Below are 17,271 nucleotides of genomic sequence, written 5' to 3'. Positions count from 1 at the left end.
TCAGGAGTCATCCCATCATGGACCCCTTCACCACCCACACCGGCGTCGGCGTGCCGCTGCGCCGGTCCAACGTGGACACTGACCAGATCATCCCGGCCGTCTACCTCAAGCGCGTGACCCGCACCGGCTTCGAGGACGGCCTGTTCGCCGCCTGGCGCTCGGACAGCGGGTTCGTGCTCAACCAGGAGGCCTTCCGGGCGGGCAGCGTGCTGGTCGCCGGGCCGGACTTCGGCACCGGCTCCTCCCGCGAGCACGCCGTCTGGGCGCTGATGAACTACGGCTTCCGCGTGGTCATCTCGGCCCGGTTCGCCGACATCTTCCGCGGCAACTCCGGCAAGCAGGGCCTGCTGGCCGCCCAGTGCGAGCAGGCGGACGTCGAACTGCTCTGGAAGCTGCTCGAGAACGACCCCGGCACGGAGGTCACCGTGGACCTCCAGGAGAAGACCGTGCGGGCCAAGGACTTCACCGCGCCCTTCACGATCGACGACTACACCCGCTGGCGGCTGCTCGAGGGGCTCGATGACATCGCTCTCACCCTGCGACACGCCGATGAGATCGATTCGTTCGAAACCGGCCGGCCCTCCTGGAAGCCGGTGACCACCCCGGTACCCGGCTGAGCTGCGAGAATTCCCTGCTCAACAAGGGAATCCAGGCCCTGCCGGACCCCCTCCGACCCGTGCCGAACGGCCCCGGACAGCCCCGATGAGGGTCCCTCCACCGGCGGAACCACCGCCGATACAAGGGAAAAATTCCGCGTGCCGTTTGGAATTTGTGCTGCATTGGTAATACCGTGTGCGCAAGTCGGCCGAAGGAGGCCGTGTACGGATAGTTCTTCTTGGAGGACCGGAATGGCCAACAAGGCCCAGCTGATCGAGGCGCTGTCGGAGCGTCTGGGCGACAAAAAGGTTGCATCGGAAGCGGTCGACGGTCTCGTCGACATCATCATCCGGACGGTCAACAAGGGCGAGAAGGTGAACATCACCGGCTTCGGGGTGTTCGAGAAGCGCGCCCGCGCCGCCCGCACCGCGCGGAACCCGCGTACCGGTGAGACGGTCCGCGTCAAGAAGACCAACGTGCCCGCCTTCCGCGCCGGCACGACCTTCAAGGACGTGGTGAGCGGCGCGAAGAAGCTGCCGAAGGTCACCGCCGCCGCCAAGCGCGCCACCACCGGCACCCGGGCCGCCGCGGGCACCACCACCCGCGCGACCACGACCCGGGCGACGGCCAGCCGTCCCAGCACCACCCGCAGCACCACGACTCGCACGCGCGCCACCACCACGCGCAGCACCGCCGCGAGCCGTACCGCTGCCAAGGCGGCGCCGAAGACGGCTGCCAAGGCCACCACGGCCAAGGCGACCACGGCGAAGAAGACCACCGCCAAGGCCGCTGCGCCGAAGGCCGCCGCCGCGAAGACGACGACCGCCAAGGCCACCACCGCCGCCAAGGCAGCACCGAAGGCCGCCGCCGCGAAGAAGACCACCGCGGCCAAGCGCACCACCGCCGCGAAGAAGAAGTAGTTCGCGACGAGGGTTCGTCCCAGCGGTACCCACGGCAGGGCCCCGTGCTCGACGGCACGGGGCCCTGCCGCGTCCGCGTCCGCAACGGTGGTGCGCCACCGCACCCCCGCTCGCTAGAGTCGGGAGTCGCGGCGCGACCGCGGACCCGGAGGAGGTAGCCGTCATCGAAATCGGGCTGCTGGGCTCGTTCGAAGCCACGATCGGCGGTGCGCCGGTCTCCCTCACCAGTGCCCGTCAGCGGGCACTGCTCGCCGGGCTCGCGCTGTCCGCGGGCCGCCCGGTCTCGATCGACTCGCTGGCCCGGTTCGTCTGGGGCGAAAGCCTGCCCGCGCGGGTGCGCGGCAGCCTGCACACCTACGTGATGCGTCTGCGCCGCCTGATCGGCGAAGACACCGTCGCCACCGCACCGGACGGCTACCGGCTCGTCATCGAACCGGACCGGGTGGACGCACTGCGGTTCCTCCGATTGCTCGACACCGCGGTGGAACAACCCGACCCGGCCGCCGAACGGCGCTCGCTCGGGGAAGCACTGGCACTGTGGCGCGGCACCCCGTTGGAGGGTGTCGGCTCGCCGGCTCTCGCCGAGGATTGGGCGCCGCTGCTCACCGAACGGTATCTGCTCGCGGTGGAACGGCGGATCGATCTGGACGCCGCCGCCGGTGACGATCCCGATCTCGCCGCGGAACTCACCGAATTGATCGCGCGTTATCCGTTGCGCGAGTCGTTGTGGGAACGGCTCGTGGTGGAACTGGCGCGCACCGGCCGCCGCGCCGAAGCGCTGGCCAGGTACGCGAAACTGCGGGAACTGCTCGCCGAGGAACTGGGGGTGGAGCCGGGAGCGCGGTTGCGCCGCCTGCACCTGGAACTGCTCTCCGCGGGCACCGAGGCACCGGCGGCACCGGCCGTGCGCGACGAAGTGCCGCGGCAGCTGCCGTTCGACGTCACCCGCTTCACCGGCCGCGATGCCGAACTCGCCGAACTCGACGAGTTCCTCGCCGGGCAGCACGAACGGTCCACCGCCATCGCGGTGATCGAAGGCGCGGCGGGCGTCGGGAAGACCTCGCTCGCCGTGCACTGGTCCCACCGCGTGCGCGACCGCTTCCCCGACGGGCAGTTGTTCCTCGACCTGCGCGGGCATTCGGCGGACACCCCGGTCACCCCGGACGCGGCGCTCGGCCGGTTCCTGCGGGCGGTCGGCGTGGCGGCCGAGGCGATCCCTTCCACAGTGGAGGAACGCTCGGCGATGCTGCGCAGCAGGCTGGCGGGTGCGCGGATGCTGATGCTGCTGGACAACGCGCACGACGCCGACCAGGTCCGCCCGCTGTTGCCGGGGTCGGGGAACCTCGTGGTGGTCACCAGCCGCAGCCAGTTGCGGGGCCTGGTGGCCCGTGAGGGCGCGCACCGGCTCGCGCTGGGGTCACTGGACCGGCGGGGCGCCACGGCGCTGCTGGCGGGCAGTGTGGGGCACGCGCGGCTGGCCGCCGAACCCGACGCGGTGGCCGAACTGGCGGACCTGTGTGGCAGGCTGCCGCTCGCCCTGGCGCTGGCGGGCGAACGGGTGTCGCGGTTCGGCGGCATGTCCATCGCCGGCGTGGTGGAGGAACTGCGGGACCAGCGGTCGCGTCTGGACACCCTGCGGGACCCGCACGACGCCGGTACCGATCTGCGTGCCGCGTTCTCGTGGTCCTACAAGGCGCTGCGCCCGGACGCGGCGAGGCTCTTCCGCTTGCTCGGGCTGCACCCGGGGGTGGACATCAGCCTGCCCGCCGCGGCGGTGCTCGGCGGCCGTCCGGTCCGCGAGACCCGGGATCTGCTCGACCAGCTCGCGTCGGCGCACCTGCTCAACCAGCCGCGCGCCGACCGCTACCAGTTCCACGACCTGCTGCGGGTCTACGCCACCGAACGGCTGGAAGAGACCGAAAGCCCCGCGGAACAGGCGGAATGCTTCGGCAGGCTGCTCGACTGGTACCTCTGCGCGGCCGCCGAAGCCAACAGCCAGGTGCGGCCGGACCTGCTCACCGAGGACGTGGTGCTGCCGGAACTCGTCGGCCCCGAGGTGCACTTCGCCGACCGCGCCGCCGCGACCGCCTGGTACATCGGCGAACGCTCCACGCTGACCGCACTGGTGATCGCGGCCACCCGGCGCGGGTGGTCGACGCGCACCTGGCAGCTCAGCTGGCTGCTGCGCGGGTTCAACGCGGAGCGGCATGACATCGATGACTGGATCGTGACCGCACGCCACGCGGTGGAGGTCGCCGAGGCCGCGCACGACCGGATCGGCCTGCAGTACGCGGCGAACAACCTGGGTACGGCGCTGCTGCGGGCTTCCCGCACCGACGAGGCGCTGGCCGCACTGGAACAAGGGCTCGCGGCGGCACCGGAAGGCGGCAACGCGCTCAGCGTGGCGATCCTGAGCAACCTCGCCGGGGCCTACTACCTGCGCGAGGAGTACGAGGAGTCCTACCGCTACAGCTCCGAAGGCGTCGAGGCCGCGCGCCGGTCCGGGCAGCAGACCTACCTGGCGCACGCGGAACTGAACCTGAGCGCCAGTTGCATCGGGCTGGGCAAGTTCGACGACGCGGCCGAGCACGCGCTGAACGCGCAGCACGCCTTCCTCGCCATCGGCGACGAGTACCACTCCGCGCTGGCGAAGGGGAACTTCGCCGAGGCGCTGGGGCGGGTCGGCCGGTTCGACGAGGCGATGGAGCACGCCCTGCGCGCACTGGGCGCGCTGCGCGAGATGGACGCCGACTACGGCACCATCGACGTGCACATCACCCTCGGGCAGATCCAGCGGGCGATGGGGGAAGAGGACGGCGCCCGCGGCTACTGGTCGGCGGCGGTGGAAACCAGCCGCCGGTTGAACGACCCGCGCACCGCCGAGGTGCAGGCACTGCTCGACGAACTCGGCGGCTGACCGGGACGGGATGCGCCGCACCCCTAGACCGTCGCATCCCGCCCGGCAACGGGCGCGGTCGAAGTGAACCAGGGTCGGCTTTCAGGTCGCTGTCACTCGCCTTTCGCGCTGTTCAACGGCGACGGTGAGGGCAACTGGCTGGCGAAGTAGGTCGCCGCGGCCAGTCGCGGGCCCTCGTTCCCCGACGGCGGCCGGAAGCTGAGCAGCCACAGTGAACCCTTCTTCGCCGGCGCGGGCCGCCGCCGCTGCTCCGATTCGGTGACGTGGCTGCGCAGTTCCAGTTCGACCCCGTCGCGTTCGGCCAGTTGGGTCACCAGATCCGGGATCACCCCGCCCTGGCTGCAGAGCAACGGCGTGCCGCCGTCCCCGACGATGGCGAGGAACCGCGCCAGCCCGAGCACCGGATCGGCCCAGTAGCCCTCTTCGGAGAGCAGGTGCTCCTGCGCCACCTCGATCCCGAGGTCCTCGGCCACCTTCGCGACCGTCTGCACGCACCGCAGGCGCGGCGCGGAAAGCACGCGCGTCGGGCCGAACCGGGTGGTCACCGCGCGGATGCCGTCGGACTGGCGCAGTCCCGCGTTGGACAGCGGGCGCAGGTCGTCGTCGCCGGTCCACTCGTCGCGCTTGCCCGCCTTGGCGTGGCGGACCAGGAGCACGGTGGTCAGGTCGGCGGGCAGCGCGCAGAACTCGCGCAGCGTCTCCACATCGCCGCGGCGGTGGAGGATCGCCTCCGCTTCCGGCGGGCTCAGCCAGCGCAGTTCGTCCACCTCGTCGTTCGGCGTGAACTCCCCGCTCACCGCGCGGGCGCTGAAGTAGTCGACGGTCTTGCCGACCGTGCCGCCGTCCGGCCCCGGCACCCCGTAGGCCACCTGCTTGAGGAAGCGGCCGAGCACCACGTGGAAACCGGTCTCCTCGTGGAGTTCGCGCACCGCCGCGGCCACCGTGGTCTCGCCGGGGTCGAGTTTGCCCTTGGGCAGCGACCAGTCGTCGTAGCGCGGCCGGTGCACCACCGCGATCTCCGGCGCGCCGTCCGGTCCCGGCCGCCACAGCACCGCGCCCGCGGCGCGGACCTTCGTCTCTTCGTCGTTCAACCGTTCGCCCTGTGCTTGGAGATCAGCTCGACCTGGTGGTCCCGCACCTCGGAGTCGCCGGAGGGGGACGGGGCCCACTCACCGGTCGCGGTGAGCACCCAGCAGCGCGTGCTGGGGTCGAGCGCGGAGTTGAAGATCTCGTCGAGTTGCCTGGCCAGCTTGGGTTCCTTGACCCGCACCAGCGCCTCGATCCGGCGGTCGAGGTTGCGGTGCATCATGTCCGCGCTGCCGATCCAGTAGCTCTCGCCACCGCGGAAGTGCAGGATCCGCGAGTGCTCCAGGAACCGGCCGAGGATCGAGCGGACCCGGATGTTCTCGCTCAGCCCCTTCACCCCCGGCTTGAGCGAGCAGATCCCGCGCACCACCACGTCGACCTCGACCCCGGCCTGCGACGCCTGGTACAGCGCGTCGATGACCTGCTCGTCGACGAGCGAGTTGCACTTGATCCGGACCCCGGCGGGCCGTCCGGCGCGCGCGTGCTCGATCTCCGCGGTGATGTCGCGCAGGATGCCCCGCCGTATCCCGTTCGGCGCGGTGAGGATGTTGCGGAAGGTGTCCTGCCGCGAATACCCGGTGAGCACGTTGAACAGGTCGGTCAGGTCCGCGCCGATGCTCGGGTCGGCGGTGAGCAGCCCGAGGTCCTCGTACAGCCGCGCGGTCTTCGGGTTGTAGTTGCCGGTGCCGATGTGGCAGTAGCGGCGGATGGTCGAGCCCTCCTGCCGCACCACCAGCGCGGTCTTGCAGTGCGTCTTGAGGCCCATCAGCCCGTAGACCACGTGCACGCCGGCGCGTTCCAGCGTGCGGGCCCAGGTGATGTTGGCCTGCTCGTCGAAGCGCGCCTTGATCTCCACCAGCGCCACCACCTGCTTGCCCGCTTCGGCGGCGTCGACGAGCGCATCGACGATCGGCGAGTCACCGGAGGTGCGGTACAGCGTCTGCTTGATCGCCAGCACCTTGGGATCGGCGGCGGCCTGCTCGACGAAGCGCTGCACGCTGGTGGAGAACGAGTCGTACGGGTGGTGTACCAGCACGTCGCCCTCGCGCAGGGTGGCGAACACGCTCTTCGGCGTCTCGCGCTCGCCGAAGGCCGGGTGCGTGGCCGGGACGAAGGTCGGGTACTTCAGCTCCTTGCGGTCCACGGTGGACAACTGGTGCAGGCAGGTCAGGTCGAGCAGGCCCGGCACCTCGACCACGTCACGCGGGTCCACCTCCAGCTCGCGGAGCAGGAGTTCGAGCATGTGCTCGCTCATGTCCTGCGCCACCTCGAGGCGGACCGGCGGGCCGAACCGGCGCTGGGCCAGTTCGCGTTCGAGCGCCTGCAGGAGGTCCTCGTCGCGGTCCTCCTCGACCTCGAAATCGGCGTTGCGGGTGATCCGGAACACGTGGTGCTCGGTGACCTCCATGCCGGTGAACAGCTCGCCGAGGTGCGCCGAGATCAGTTCCTCCAGCGGCAGGAACGTCGCCTCGCGGCGTTCCCGCTGGGCTTCCACCCGGATCAGCCGGGGCACGTTGCTCGGCACCTTGACCCGCGCGAAGCGCTCGGTGCCGCCTTCCGGGTCGCGCACGGTCACCGCGAGGTTGAGCGAGAGGCCGGAGATGTAGGGGAACGGGTGCGCCGGGTCCACCGCCAGCGGGGTGAGCACCGGGAAGATCTGGTCGGTGAAGTAGCCGGACAGCCGCAGCTGGTCCGGTCCGTCCAAATCGGACCAGCTGACGATCCGGATGCCCTCGGCGGCCAGCTCCGGGCGCAGCTCGTCCTCGAAGGCGCCGGTGTGCCGTTCCACCAGGTCCTGGTTGCGCTTGGCGATGTAGGCCAGCTGCTCGCGCGGGGTGAGCCCGTCCGCGCTGCGCACCGAGAGGCCGGTTTCGTCACGTCGTTTCAGCCCGGCCACCCGGACCATGTAGAACTCGTCCAAATTGGACGCGAAGATGGCGAGGAACTTGGTCCGCTCGAGCAGCGGCTGCGAGGCGTCCTCGGCCAGCGCCAGCACGCGGGCGTTGAAGTCCTGCCACGACAGCTCGCGGTTGAAGTAGCGGTCGTCGGGGAGCGCGTCGGCGGCCAGCCGCGCCACCGCGGTGACCGCGGGCGGCGCCGAGGGCACCCCGTGTTTCTCCTGCGCCGTCAGCGCGGCGTCGGGACGGGCCCGGCGCAGGTCCGGTGGGGCGGGCGGGGGGTTCAGCGGCTCACTCACACCCTGCATTCTTCCGTACTCGGCGGCGTCCTGCGCGTACCGCGATCTACGCCACGGTGAATTCCTTCAGCTCAGGCAGCACGCCTCGCCCAGCAGGGTCGAGGTGCGCCAGCCGAGCCCGAGCCGCCGGACGTGGGCGAGGTCCGCGGCGGTGTCCACGTCGCTGCGCAACGAGGGCGCGGCGACGTCCAGCGGGACCGCCCCGGAGGCGGTGTGCGCCAGCGCCGAGCCGGTGCCGAAGTGCGGGTCCAGCGGTTCGCCGGGGGCCGCGACCAGCAGCGTTGTCCCGGTGCCCTGCCGGTCGGCGACGAAGGCGCGCCGGTCGGCGGCGGCTCCGAGCGCCATCGCCAGCTCGTCCGGGCGCAACGCGGGGAGGTCGGCCTGCAGCGCGGCCACCACCCCGCCCGGATCGGCCCCGCGCAGGATCGCCTCACCCCGGCGCAGCGCGGTGTTGAGCCCGCGCACCCCGGCGTCACCGACCACTTCGACGCCGAGCCGGTGCAGGCTGGTCAGCGCGAGCGGGTCGGCCGCGACCACCAGCACCCGGCGGACGCCGTTCGCCGCGGTCGCCGCGGCCAGGGTGTCGGCGGCCAGCGCGAGCACCAGCTCGGCGTGCGTGTCGTCGTCGTGGATGTCGTCCAGCGCGCCGCGGAGCCGGGACTTGCCCAGGCTGGGCTGTTTCAACGGGACGATCAGGTCCACCTCGCGTGCCACATCCCCTTTCTACTCTCAAAGCCCACCCGCCCGCCCTCTTCCTACTCCCAAAGCCCGCCCTCCCGCCCTCTTCCTACTCTCAAAGCCCACCCACCCGCCCTAGGTCTGTGACATCGCGGGGGGCAGGATCAGCGTGGGCAACCGAGCGAGGAGGAGTTTTGGCCGATCGGGAAAAGGGCGGTTTCTGGGTGGGGACCGCCGCGGCGCTGTTCTACCCGATGACCCTGCTCGGCAGGCGGGACTACCGGCACGCGGAGCGCATCCCCCGCCGCGGGGGCGCCCTGCTGGTGCTCAACCACATCTCACACCTGGACCCGGTGGTCGACGCGGTGCTGGTGCACCGCAACAAGCGGGTGCCGCGGTTCATGGCGAAGGAGAGCCTGACCCGCACCCCGCTGCTCGGCAAGATCCTGGTCGAATCGGGCGGCATCCCGGTCTACCGCGGCTCCTCCAGCGCCGGTGACAGCCTGCGGGCCGCGCACCAGGCGCTGCGCGAGGGCAAGGTGGTGGTGATCTACCCCGAGGGCACGATCACCAGGGACCCGGCAGGCTGGCCGAAGCGGTCCTACACCGGCGCGGCCCGGCTGGCGCTGGAGAACGACGTGCCGGTGATCCCGATCGCGCGCTGGGGCACCCACGAGATCCTCAACGGCTACGACAAGAAGTTCCGGCCGTTCCCGCGCAAGCACGTGATCCACTCGGTCGGCGAGCCGATCGACCTGTCCGCCTTCCGCGGCCGCCCGCTCGGCGCGAAGGTGCTGCGCGAGGTGACCGACCTGATGATGGCCGAGGTCGTGGACCTGCTGAGCGAAGTACGCGGCGAGCGGCCGCCGGCGCGTACGGCGACCGAGGACGGGGACTGAGATGGACCTGCAGCGGGTCACCGTGCTCGGCGCGGGTTCCTGGGGCACCACCTTCGCCAAGGTGCTCGGCGACGCCGGGCGTGACGTGACGATCTGGGCGCGGCGGCCCGAGGTCGCCGCGGAGATCAGGGACGCCGGGACGAACGGCGCGTACCTGCCGGGCGTGGCGCTGCCGTCGCGGATCACCGCCACCGCCGACCCGGCCGCGGCCCTGGACGGCGCCGAGGTCGTGGTGCTGGCCGTGCCGAGCCAGAGCCTGCGGGCGAACCTGACCGCGTGGCGCGGCCTGCTGCCGCCCGAGGCGATCCTGGTCAGCCTGGCCAAGGGCGTGGAACTGGGCACGCTGAAGCGGATGAGCGAGGTGATCACCGAGATCGCCGGGGTGCCGGACGGTCAGGTGGTGGTGGTCTCCGGGCCGAACCTGGCGAAGGAGATCGCGCAGGAACAGCCGTCGGCGGCCGTGGTCGCGTGTGCCGACCACGAGCGCGCGGTGGCCGTGCAGCGGGCGTGCTTCACCGGCTACTTCCGGCCCTACACCAACACCGACGTGGTGGGCTGCGAGCTGGGCGGGGCGTGCAAGAACGTGATCGCGCTGAGCTGCGGCATGGCCGCGGGCCTCGGGTTCGGCACCAACACCATGGCGACGCTGATCACCCGCGGGCTGGCCGAAACCGCGCGGCTGGGCGTGAAACTGGGCGCCGACCCGCTGACCTTCGCCGGGCTGGCCGGGGTGGGCGACCTGGTCGCCACCTGCTCCTCACCGCTTTCGCGGAACCGGACCTTCGGGGAACGGCTGGGGCGCGGGGAGTCGGTCGCGCAGGCGCAGGAGTCGGTCGGGGGACAGGTGGCCGAGGGCGTGAAGTCCTGCACCTCCATCCGGGACCTGGCGTCCGGCCTCGGCGTCGACATGCCGATCACCGACGCCATGCACCGCGTCTGCCACGAGGGCGGCGACCCCCGCCGCCTGGGTGCCGAACTGCTGGGCCGGGATCGCAAACACGAATGGTCGTGAACCGGCGCCCACAGGGTGAGACCGGTTGACCGCGGGGGCCGCGGCCTGCTTCGCTGCCTGGTGTGTTGATGCGTGAGACGAACGTGCGAGCCAGCCGCCAAGGCCAGCCCCGTGTCTTCTCGCTGTGTCCGTGTTGTTGCCGCTGAAGTCGAACCCAGCCGCCACAACACCCATAAAGGACAAAACACCATGTTCGCCGTTCCGGACAACACCGTCGCCCTGGCTGAGAACGTTGTTCAGCAGCGCCACCCCGTGCGGGTCGCGCTCGAGTACGCCCACGACCGCGACCGCTGGCGCCACCTCCTGCGCTACGACCCCGACCAGCGGTTCTCCGCGCTCGTCGCCAGTGACGGTGAGCAGGAGATCTGGCTGATGAGCTGGCTCCCCGGCCAGGAGACCGACCTGCACGACCACGTCGAGTCGACCGGTGCCTTCACCGTCGTCTCCGGCACGCTGACCGAGACCGTCAGCCGGAAGGCCGCCGACGGCCGCGTGGTCACCGAGGTGCACCCGCTGGTCGCCGGCCAGTCGCGGGTGTTCGCCCCCGGCTACGTGCACCACGTCCACAACCCCGGCGGCGACCCCGCGATCAGCGTGCACGTCTATCGCTCCGGCGGCCGGGCCATGCGCAGCTACCGACCCGGCTTCGTCGACGGGCCCACCCGCCGCTCCGCCACGTGAGCGGGCACCGGGACCGAGCACTCCGCGTCGGTCTCCGGAGCGCCGAACGAGGTCCGGATCGGCAGCACCCCGGCCCACGCGGCGTCCGCCGCCACGTCGGCGGGCTGGTCGAGGGCGCCGACGTCGCGCACCTTGACCGACGCCTCCGCCAGATCGAGCGCGAGCACCGTGACGGCGGCCATCTCCTTCGCGTTCACCTCGCGCGCGTGCTCCCACGAGCCGGGCGCGAGGTGATCGGTGAGCGCGTGGAGACCGCGTAGCTTCTCGTCCCCGCTCAGCAGCCGCGCCCGGCCGTGGACCACGGCGCTGCGGTAGTTCATCGAGTGGTCGTTGACCGAGCGCGCGTAGACGACGGCGTCCAGCAGGGTCACCGTCACGCACACGTCCAGTCCGGTCGCGGCCGCGCGCATGCTCGGCGAACCGGTCGATCCGTGCAGGTAGAGCGTGTCGCCGTCACGCCCGTAGCCGGTCGGCAGCACCACCGGCGAGCCGTCGAGGACGAGGCCGAGGTGACAGACCAGGCCCTCGTTCAGCACGGCGTGCAGCTCGGCGCGTTCGGTCCGGCCGCGGTCCTTCTTCCGGGTCAGCGTGCTGCGGGGAGTGGGTGACAATGGGGTCATACGAGCAGCCTGCCGTGGACAAGTGGCATCATGAATGGCCAATCATCAGCCAGTTTGAAGAGGCCACTTTGCCGCATTCCGACACCGCGCTCCCGATGCGCCTGGACCGCCACAGCGGGACCCCGCTCGCCGTGCAGCTCGCCGACGCCCTGCGCGAGTCGGCCGCCACCGGCCACCTGCGCGGCGGCGACCGGCTGCCCTCGACCCGCGCGCTGGCCCAGCGCCTCGGCGTCAGCCGGACGGTGACCTCCGCGGCGTACGAGCAGCTCCACGCCGAGGGCTGGATCGCCGGGCGCCACGGCTCCGGCACCTACGTCACCACCTCGCCGCCACGCGACCGCCCGGCGCGCGGCCTGGTGATCGGCGAGGCCCCGGCCCGGCCCGACCTGCTCGACCTCAGCCCCGGCATGCCGTGGGCCGATGGTCTGGACCGCGCCGCCTGGCGCCGGGCGTGGCGGGCCGCGGCCGACGCGCCGCCGTTGTCCAGGGCGCACCGCGCCGGGCTGTTCGACTACCGGGCCATGATCGCCGAGCACCTGCTGCGCCACCGCGGCCTGTCGGCCGGCACGGATTCCGTGCTCGCCACCGCGGGCACCACGGCCGCGCTGATCGAGATCGCCGGCGCCATCTTCGAACCCGGTGACGTGGTCGCCGTCGAGGAACCCGGGTACCAGCGGGCCGTGCAGGCGCTGACCAGCGCCGGGCTGCGGACCGTGCCGGTGCCGGTGGACGGTGAGGGCCTGCGCCCGGACGCCGTGCCCCGCGGGGTACGGGCCGTCTACTGCTCACCCGCGCACCAGTACCCGATGGGCAGCCGGATGAGCGCGGCCCGCCGCGTGCAACTGGTCGAACGGGCGCGCGCCGAGGACTTCCTGCTCATCGAGGACGACTACGACGGTGAACTGCGCTTCGACGTGGCACCGCTGCCGCTGCTCGCCGCGCTCGCCCCGGACGTGGTCGCGCACCTGGGCACCACCAGCAAGATCCTCACGCCCACGCTCGGCGCCGGCTGGATGGTCGCGCCGCCGGAGGTGGCCGCCGCCGTGCTGGAGCACCGCGACCGCACCGGCACCCGGCCGTCCCCGGCGGGGCAGCGGGTGCTGATCGAACTGGCCCGCCACGGGGATCTGGGCCGTCACCTGCGGAAGCTGCGGCGCGAGCTGTCCGAGCGGCGGACCATGCTGACCAGCGCGCTGCACGCGGGCGGCATCCCGGTGCTCGGCGACGACGCGGGCGCGCACCTGATGGTCCCGCTGAACTCGGCGGCGGAGGAACGCGGGAAGGTGCGCGCCGCCGAAGCCGCGGGTATCCGGCTCGACCACCTCGACCGCCATTTCGCCGGCCCCCCGACCGCGTACGGCATTCCGCTCGCCTATTCGGGTTGTTCCCGCGAGGCACTGGCCGACGCACTGGACACGCTGGTCGATTTACTGCGCCCCGGAGTGATCCACAAGAGCCCGGTAGGGTGACGTCCCATGAGCCCAGCCAAGACGCGGGTCGCCGTGGTGTTCGGCGGCCGGAGCACCGAGCACACCATTTCCTGCGTATCGGCGGGCAGTGTGCTGGCGAACCTGGATCCCGAGCGGTTCGAAATCGTGCCCATCGGCATCACCCGCGAAGGCGGCTGGGTGCTCGGCCCCAGCGACCCGGACCGGCTGCGGATCGACGGTGACCAGCTCCCCGTCGTCCACGAAGGACGGAGCCTGGTGCTCACCGGCGACCGGGTCAACCGCGAACTGGTCTCGCTGGACGCCGGGGTGGACGCGATCGGCGCGGTGGACGTCATCTTCCCGGTGCTGCACGGCGCTTTCGGCGAGGACGGCACCATCCAGGGCCTGCTGGAACTGGCGGACGTGCCCTACGTCGGCGCCGGGGTGCTCGCCAGCGCCACCGCGATGGACAAGGAGTTCGCGAAGAAGCTGCTCGCCGCCGAGGGCCTGCCCAGCGGCGAGTACGCGGTGCTCCGGCGTGGACAGTCCACTTTGCCCGACGCCGAACGCGAACGCCTCGGCCTGCCGGTGTTCGTCAAACCGGCCAGGGCCGGGTCCTCGATCGGGATCAGCAAGGTGACCGACTGGTCCCAGCTGGACGCCGCGATCGCGCTGGCCCGCGAGACCGACCCCAAGGTGCTCGTCGAGGCCGCGGTGGTCGGCCGCGAACTCGAATGCGGCGTGCTGGAATTCCCCGACGGCCGCGTGGAAGCCTCGCTGCCCGCCGAGATCCGCGTGCTGGCCACCGACGAAAGCGCCTGGTACGACTTCGAAACCAAGTACCTGGGCGAGGCCGCGGAACTGGACATCCCGGCGAAGCTGGACGACCAGGTGACCGAACGGCTGCGCGAAATGGCCGTCGCCGCCTTCCACGCGCTGGACTGCCAGGGCCTGGCCAGGGTCGACTTCTTCGTCGGCGCCGACGGCGAGCTGACCATCAACGAGGTGAACACCATGCCCGGCTTCACCACTACGTCGGCCTATCCGAAGATGTGGGCGGTAACCGGTGTGGACTATCCGACGCTGTTGTCCACGTTGGTGGAGACGGCTATTGCCCGGGGGACCGGGTTGCGGTGATGTCCGGGGTGTTCGGCCGCCCCGGTTTGGTGCTCGGCCTCAGCTGGGGCGGTGTCTGATTGCTATGAGTGGGGCATTACTTGCGTTCATTGCAAGTAATGCCCCACTCATAGCGTTCGGCAGGCGTCGGTGGCCCGATCCCGGTCAATCGTCGGAGAAGCGCAGCGGGGCTGACGGTAGCGCGCCCGCGATCACGTCGGAGATTTCCTGCAGCGGGCCGGTTCCGGCGCTGTCCGGCACGGTCAGCGCCACGTAGACGGGCCGGTCGGCGAGGAACCAGGTGGTGGTGCCTTCGGCCGCGACCGGCAGCCACTGCACGGAGTTGATCACGCGCAGCTGGGCCGTCCTGGTCATCTCCCGCGGTTGGTCCAGACCGCAGCGCAGCACGATCGGGTCATCGGTGCCCCAGGCGGCCGTCGCCGGGGGAGCGGGCTCGGCCAGTTCGCGCTTGGCCAGCTTCTCGCCGTTGGAGGTCAGCTCGCCGGGCAGCACGCCCAGAAGGGTGGCGCATTCGGCCGCGCCTGCCTGCGGGGCGGGCACCGGCACTAGCGGCAGCGGTCCCTGGCCCGGTTCGCCGGGTTTTCCCTCAGAACCGGTGAGCAGGCCGAAAACCGCCACCCCGGCGGCGAGCGCGACCGCCAGGGTCGCGGCGATCACGATCAGCAGCCGGGGCGGGGCGCCGGTCTCGGTGTCGAAGTGGGGCACGAGGAGGAACTACAGCACGGGTCAGAGGTGCACCACGGGGCAGGTCAGCGTCCGCGTGATGCCCTCCACGTTCTGCACCTTGGCGACCACCAGCTGGCCGAGCTGGTCGACGTTGTCCGCGGCCGCCCGGACGATCACGTCGTACGGCCCGGTCACGTCCTCGGAGGTGGTGACCCCGGGGATGCCCGAGATCTCCGCCGCGACGGACGCGGCCTTGCCGACCTCGGTCTGGATGAGGATGTATGCGTGGACCACGGCGTGCCCCTTCGTCTGGATCTGGCTGCGCAAGGTAGGAACGTCTGAGGAACGTACCCCAGTAAGGGAACGATAGGGGATCCGACTATTTGAGGTCAGGAGGTAACGGCGTGCCGCGGGACACATCCGAGACGACGACCGTGGCGCAGACGGGTGAGTTCGGCCTGATCCGGGCGCTCACCCAGGACCGGGTGCAGCCGCCGTTCACGCTGCTCGGGCCGGGTGACGACGGGGCGCTGGTGGCCGCGCCCGACGGCCGGGTGGTGGTCAGCACCGACGTGCTGGTGCAGGGCGTGCACTTCCGGCTCGACTGGTCAGGGCCCGAGCAGGTGGGCCGCAAGGCGGTGGCGGTGAACCTGGCCGACATCGCCGCGATGGGCGCGCTGCCCACCTCGGTGCTGGTGGGCTTCGCCTGCCCGGGGGACCTGCCGGCGTCGGTGCTGACCCGGCTGACCGACGGCATGTGGACCGAGGCCGAGCGCGCCGGGGTCGGCGTGGTCGGCGGGGACGTGGTCCGCTCCGAGACCCTGGTGGTGAGCATCACCGCGCTCGGCGACCTCAACGGCCTGCCGCCGGTGACCAGATCGGGCGCCCGGCCGGGCGACGTGGTCGCGGTCTGCGGGCGGCTGGGCTGGGCGGCGGCGGGGCTGATGGTGCTCGGCCGCGGTTTCCGGTCGCCGGTCGGCGTGGTCAACGCCCAGCGCTACCCCGAGCCGCCCTACGCGGCCGGACCGGCGGCGGCCGCGGCGGGTGCCACCGCGATGATCGACGTCTCCGACGGCCTGCTGGCCGATCTGGGGCACATCGCGACGGCTTCCGAGGTCGGCATCGACGTGCGCACCGAAGCGCTCCAGCCGGACCAGCGGCTGCAGGAGGTGGCCGCCGCGCTCGGCGCCGACGCCCAGCGGTGGGTGCTCACCGGTGGCGAGGACCACGCGCTGGCCGCCGCCTTCCCGCCGAACGTGGAGCTGCCGGCCGGGTGGCGCCGCATCGGCGTGGTGACCAGGGCCGAGTTCGGGGTGACGGTGGACGGGCAGCCGCACAGCGGAGGCGACGCCGGTTGGGAGCACTGGAAGACCAGTTAAGGTGCCGGTCGTGGAAATCCGTGTGGCCGCCTACGACGATCCGGACGCGCAGAAGCTGATCACCGAGGTGCAGCAGGAGTACGTGGTGCGCTACGGCACCCCGGACGACACCCCGGTGCGGCCGGAGGAGTTCGCCCCGCCGAACGGGCTGTTCCTGGTCGGCTACCTCGACGGGGTCCCGGTGGCCACCGGCGCCTGGCGCGTGCGCGAGGCCGACGGCGGCGCGCTGCGTGACGGTGACGCCGAGATCAAGCGCATGTTCGTGGTCACAGCCGCGCGGGGCCGGGGGCTGGCGCGTGCGATGCTCGCCGAGATCGAGCGCACCGCGCTGGCCGCCGGGCGACGGCGGATGGTGCTGGAGACCGGGACCAAGCAGCCGGAGGCGATCGAGCTGTACCGCTCGAGCGGATACCTGGAGATGGCCGGCTTCGGCTACTACGCCGGTGAAGCGGAGAGCCGGTACTACGGCAAGTCGCTCACCGGCTGAAGGGAGGACGACCGTGGCGATCTACGCACTCGGCGACCTGGTGCCCGACATCCACCCCGACGCCTACGTGCACCCCGACGCGACGCTGATCGGCGACGTCCGGATCCGCGCGTTCGCCTCGGTGTGGCCGCAGGCGGTGCTGCGCGGGGACAACGGCCACATCGAGATCGGTGAACGCTCCAACGTCCAGGACGGCTGCGTGATCCACTGCACCGAACAGCACCCGACCGTGCTCGGGCCGTCTTCGGCGATGGGGCACTCGGTGCACGTCGAGGGCGCGATCATCGGCACCGGTTGCCTGATCGCCTCCGGTTCGGTGGTGCTGAACGGGAGCGAGATCGAGGACGGCGGCATGGTCGGCGCCGGAGCGGTGCTGTCATACGGCTCGAAGGTGGGTTCGGGCGAGATCGCGCTGGGCGTGCCCGCCAAGACGCGGGAGAACAAGTCGTTCGGCCCGGAGATGATCGAAGCCGTGGTGGCCAGCTATGTCGGCCGCGCGGCCCGCTTCCGCACCGAACTCCGCCTGCTCTCCTAGGCGGCCCGCCGACTCGATGGTGTGACGCAG

General features: G+C 71.6%; 17 protein-coding genes. 11 read left to right on the top strand and 6 right to left on the bottom strand.

Translation table 11 applies throughout. From position 1 onward, the window contains the following. Positions 1-17 precede the first annotated feature (17 nt). From leuD to JOM49_RS40490, 3 genes are all read left to right on the top strand, one after another. On the top strand, positions 18-617 hold the full coding sequence (leuD, locus tag JOM49_RS40500) for a 3-isopropylmalate dehydratase small subunit (RefSeq protein ID WP_209669890.1): 600 nt from the start codon (positions 18-20) through the stop codon (positions 615-617). A 231-nt stretch (positions 618-848) separates the two neighbouring features. Next, positions 849-1,517 carry an HU family DNA-binding protein gene (locus tag JOM49_RS40495; RefSeq protein WP_209669888.1) on the top strand — a complete coding sequence of 223 codons (669 nt, stop codon included), beginning with the start codon at positions 849-851 and terminating at the stop codon, positions 1,515-1,517. 163 nt (positions 1,518-1,680) lie between these two features. Further along, positions 1,681-4,434 carry a BTAD domain-containing putative transcriptional regulator gene (locus JOM49_RS40490; protein WP_209672218.1) on the top strand — a complete coding sequence of 918 codons (2,754 nt, stop codon included), beginning with the start codon at positions 1,681-1,683 and terminating at the stop codon, positions 4,432-4,434. A 92-nt stretch (positions 4,435-4,526) separates the two neighbouring features. Here the strand turns inward: JOM49_RS40490 and JOM49_RS40485 are convergent, their stop codons facing one another. The 3 genes from JOM49_RS40485 to cofC are packed head-to-tail and all read right to left on the bottom strand — an operon-like array spanning position 4,527 to position 8,431. After that, positions 4,527-5,525: an NUDIX hydrolase gene (locus tag JOM49_RS40485; protein WP_209669886.1), complete on the bottom strand. Its 999-nt coding sequence runs from the start codon at positions 5,523-5,525 to the stop codon at positions 4,527-4,529. Beyond that, positions 5,522-7,726: an RNA degradosome polyphosphate kinase gene (locus tag JOM49_RS40480; RefSeq protein ID WP_209669884.1), complete on the bottom strand. Its 2,205-nt coding sequence runs from the start codon at positions 7,724-7,726 to the stop codon at positions 5,522-5,524. Before JOM49_RS40480 ends, JOM49_RS40485 begins: the two co-directional genes overlap by 4 nt. Before the next feature lie 57 nt (positions 7,727-7,783). Continuing rightward, the gene (cofC, locus tag JOM49_RS40475; RefSeq protein ID WP_308159034.1) at positions 7,784-8,431 is read right to left on the bottom strand and encodes a 2-phospho-L-lactate guanylyltransferase; all 648 of its coding nucleotides are present in this window, start codon (positions 8,429-8,431) and stop codon (positions 7,784-7,786) included. Positions 8,432-8,589: 158 nt separating this feature from the next. On the opposite strand from cofC, the gene JOM49_RS40470 reads away from it, so the two are divergent. From JOM49_RS40470 to JOM49_RS40460, 3 genes are all read left to right on the top strand, one after another. Next, the gene (locus JOM49_RS40470; protein ID WP_209669882.1) at positions 8,590-9,294 is read left to right on the top strand and encodes a lysophospholipid acyltransferase family protein; all 705 of its coding nucleotides are present in this window, start codon (positions 8,590-8,592) and stop codon (positions 9,292-9,294) included. A gap of 1 nt (position 9,295) precedes the next feature. Continuing rightward, entirely contained in the window at positions 9,296-10,306 is a 1,011-nt protein-coding gene (locus JOM49_RS40465) for an NAD(P)H-dependent glycerol-3-phosphate dehydrogenase (RefSeq protein ID WP_209669880.1), read from the top strand. Between the two features lie 189 nt (positions 10,307-10,495). Continuing rightward, a complete protein-coding gene (locus JOM49_RS40460; RefSeq protein ID WP_209669878.1) occupies positions 10,496-10,987 on the top strand; it encodes a cysteine dioxygenase in 492 nt (163 codons plus the stop codon). Here JOM49_RS40460 and JOM49_RS40455 read toward each other — a convergent pair. Further along, the gene (locus tag JOM49_RS40455; RefSeq protein ID WP_209669877.1) at positions 10,939-11,607 is read right to left on the bottom strand and encodes a pyridoxamine 5'-phosphate oxidase family protein; all 669 of its coding nucleotides are present in this window, start codon (positions 11,605-11,607) and stop codon (positions 10,939-10,941) included. The genes JOM49_RS40460 and JOM49_RS40455 overlap by 49 nt on opposite strands. A gap of 68 nt (positions 11,608-11,675) precedes the next feature. Here JOM49_RS40455 and pdxR point away from each other — a divergent pair, with 68 nt between their 5' ends. Together pdxR and JOM49_RS40445 are read left to right on the top strand one after the other, a co-directional pair. Beyond that, a complete protein-coding gene (gene pdxR, locus JOM49_RS40450; protein WP_209669875.1) occupies positions 11,676-13,076 on the top strand; it encodes a MocR-like pyridoxine biosynthesis transcription factor PdxR in 1,401 nt (466 codons plus the stop codon). A gap of 6 nt (positions 13,077-13,082) precedes the next feature. After that, entirely contained in the window at positions 13,083-14,174 is a 1,092-nt protein-coding gene (locus JOM49_RS40445; RefSeq protein WP_209669873.1) for a D-alanine--D-alanine ligase family protein, read from the top strand. Positions 14,175-14,318: 144 nt separating this feature from the next. Here JOM49_RS40445 and JOM49_RS40440 read toward each other — a convergent pair whose 3' ends face one another. Both JOM49_RS40440 and JOM49_RS40435 read right to left on the bottom strand, forming a co-directional pair. Next, entirely contained in the window at positions 14,319-14,879 is a 561-nt protein-coding gene (locus tag JOM49_RS40440; protein WP_209669871.1) for a DUF3515 domain-containing protein, read from the bottom strand. 21 nt (positions 14,880-14,900) lie between these two features. Further along, on the bottom strand, positions 14,901-15,134 hold the full coding sequence (locus JOM49_RS40435) for an Lrp/AsnC family transcriptional regulator (RefSeq protein WP_153036892.1): 234 nt from the start codon (positions 15,132-15,134) through the stop codon (positions 14,901-14,903). Between the two features lie 110 nt (positions 15,135-15,244). Here JOM49_RS40435 and JOM49_RS40430 point away from each other — a divergent pair, with 110 nt between their 5' ends. The 3 genes from JOM49_RS40430 to JOM49_RS40420 are packed head-to-tail and all read left to right on the top strand — an operon-like array spanning position 15,245 to position 17,241. Next, on the top strand, positions 15,245-16,219 hold the full coding sequence (locus JOM49_RS40430) for a thiamine-phosphate kinase (protein WP_209669869.1): 975 nt from the start codon (positions 15,245-15,247) through the stop codon (positions 16,217-16,219). 10 nt (positions 16,220-16,229) lie between these two features. Continuing rightward, positions 16,230-16,706: a GNAT family N-acetyltransferase gene (locus JOM49_RS40425; protein ID WP_209669867.1), complete on the top strand. Its 477-nt coding sequence runs from the start codon at positions 16,230-16,232 to the stop codon at positions 16,704-16,706. Positions 16,707-16,719: 13 nt separating this feature from the next. After that, positions 16,720-17,241: a gamma carbonic anhydrase family protein gene (locus JOM49_RS40420; RefSeq protein WP_209669865.1), complete on the top strand. Its 522-nt coding sequence runs from the start codon at positions 16,720-16,722 to the stop codon at positions 17,239-17,241. Positions 17,242-17,271 lie beyond the last annotated feature (30 nt).

It is taken from the genome of Amycolatopsis magusensis (assembly GCF_017875555.1).
Classification (GTDB): domain Bacteria; phylum Actinomycetota; class Actinomycetes; order Mycobacteriales; family Pseudonocardiaceae; genus Amycolatopsis; species Amycolatopsis magusensis.
This window is presented reverse-complemented; position numbering and strand designations above follow the sequence as displayed.

Excerpts from the sequence above, each read along its gene's own strand:
- leuD (WP_209669890.1), top strand. The coding sequence starts at position 18 with ATGGACCCCTTCACCACCCACACCGGCGTCGGCGTGCCGCTGCGCCGG.
- JOM49_RS40495 (WP_209669888.1), top strand. The coding sequence starts at position 849 with ATGGCCAACAAGGCCCAGCTGATCGAGGCGCTGTCGGAGCGTCTGGGC.
- JOM49_RS40480 (WP_209669884.1), bottom strand. The coding sequence starts at position 7,726 with ATGCAGGGTGTGAGTGAGCCGCTGAACCCCCCGCCCGCCCCACCGGAC.
- JOM49_RS40465 (WP_209669880.1), top strand. The coding sequence starts at position 9,296 with ATGGACCTGCAGCGGGTCACCGTGCTCGGCGCGGGTTCCTGGGGCACC.
- JOM49_RS40460 (WP_209669878.1), top strand. The coding sequence starts at position 10,496 with ATGTTCGCCGTTCCGGACAACACCGTCGCCCTGGCTGAGAACGTTGTT.
- JOM49_RS40455 (WP_209669877.1), bottom strand. The coding sequence starts at position 11,607 with ATGACCCCATTGTCACCCACTCCCCGCAGCACGCTGACCCGGAAGAAG.
- JOM49_RS40445 (WP_209669873.1), top strand. The coding sequence starts at position 13,083 with ATGAGCCCAGCCAAGACGCGGGTCGCCGTGGTGTTCGGCGGCCGGAGC.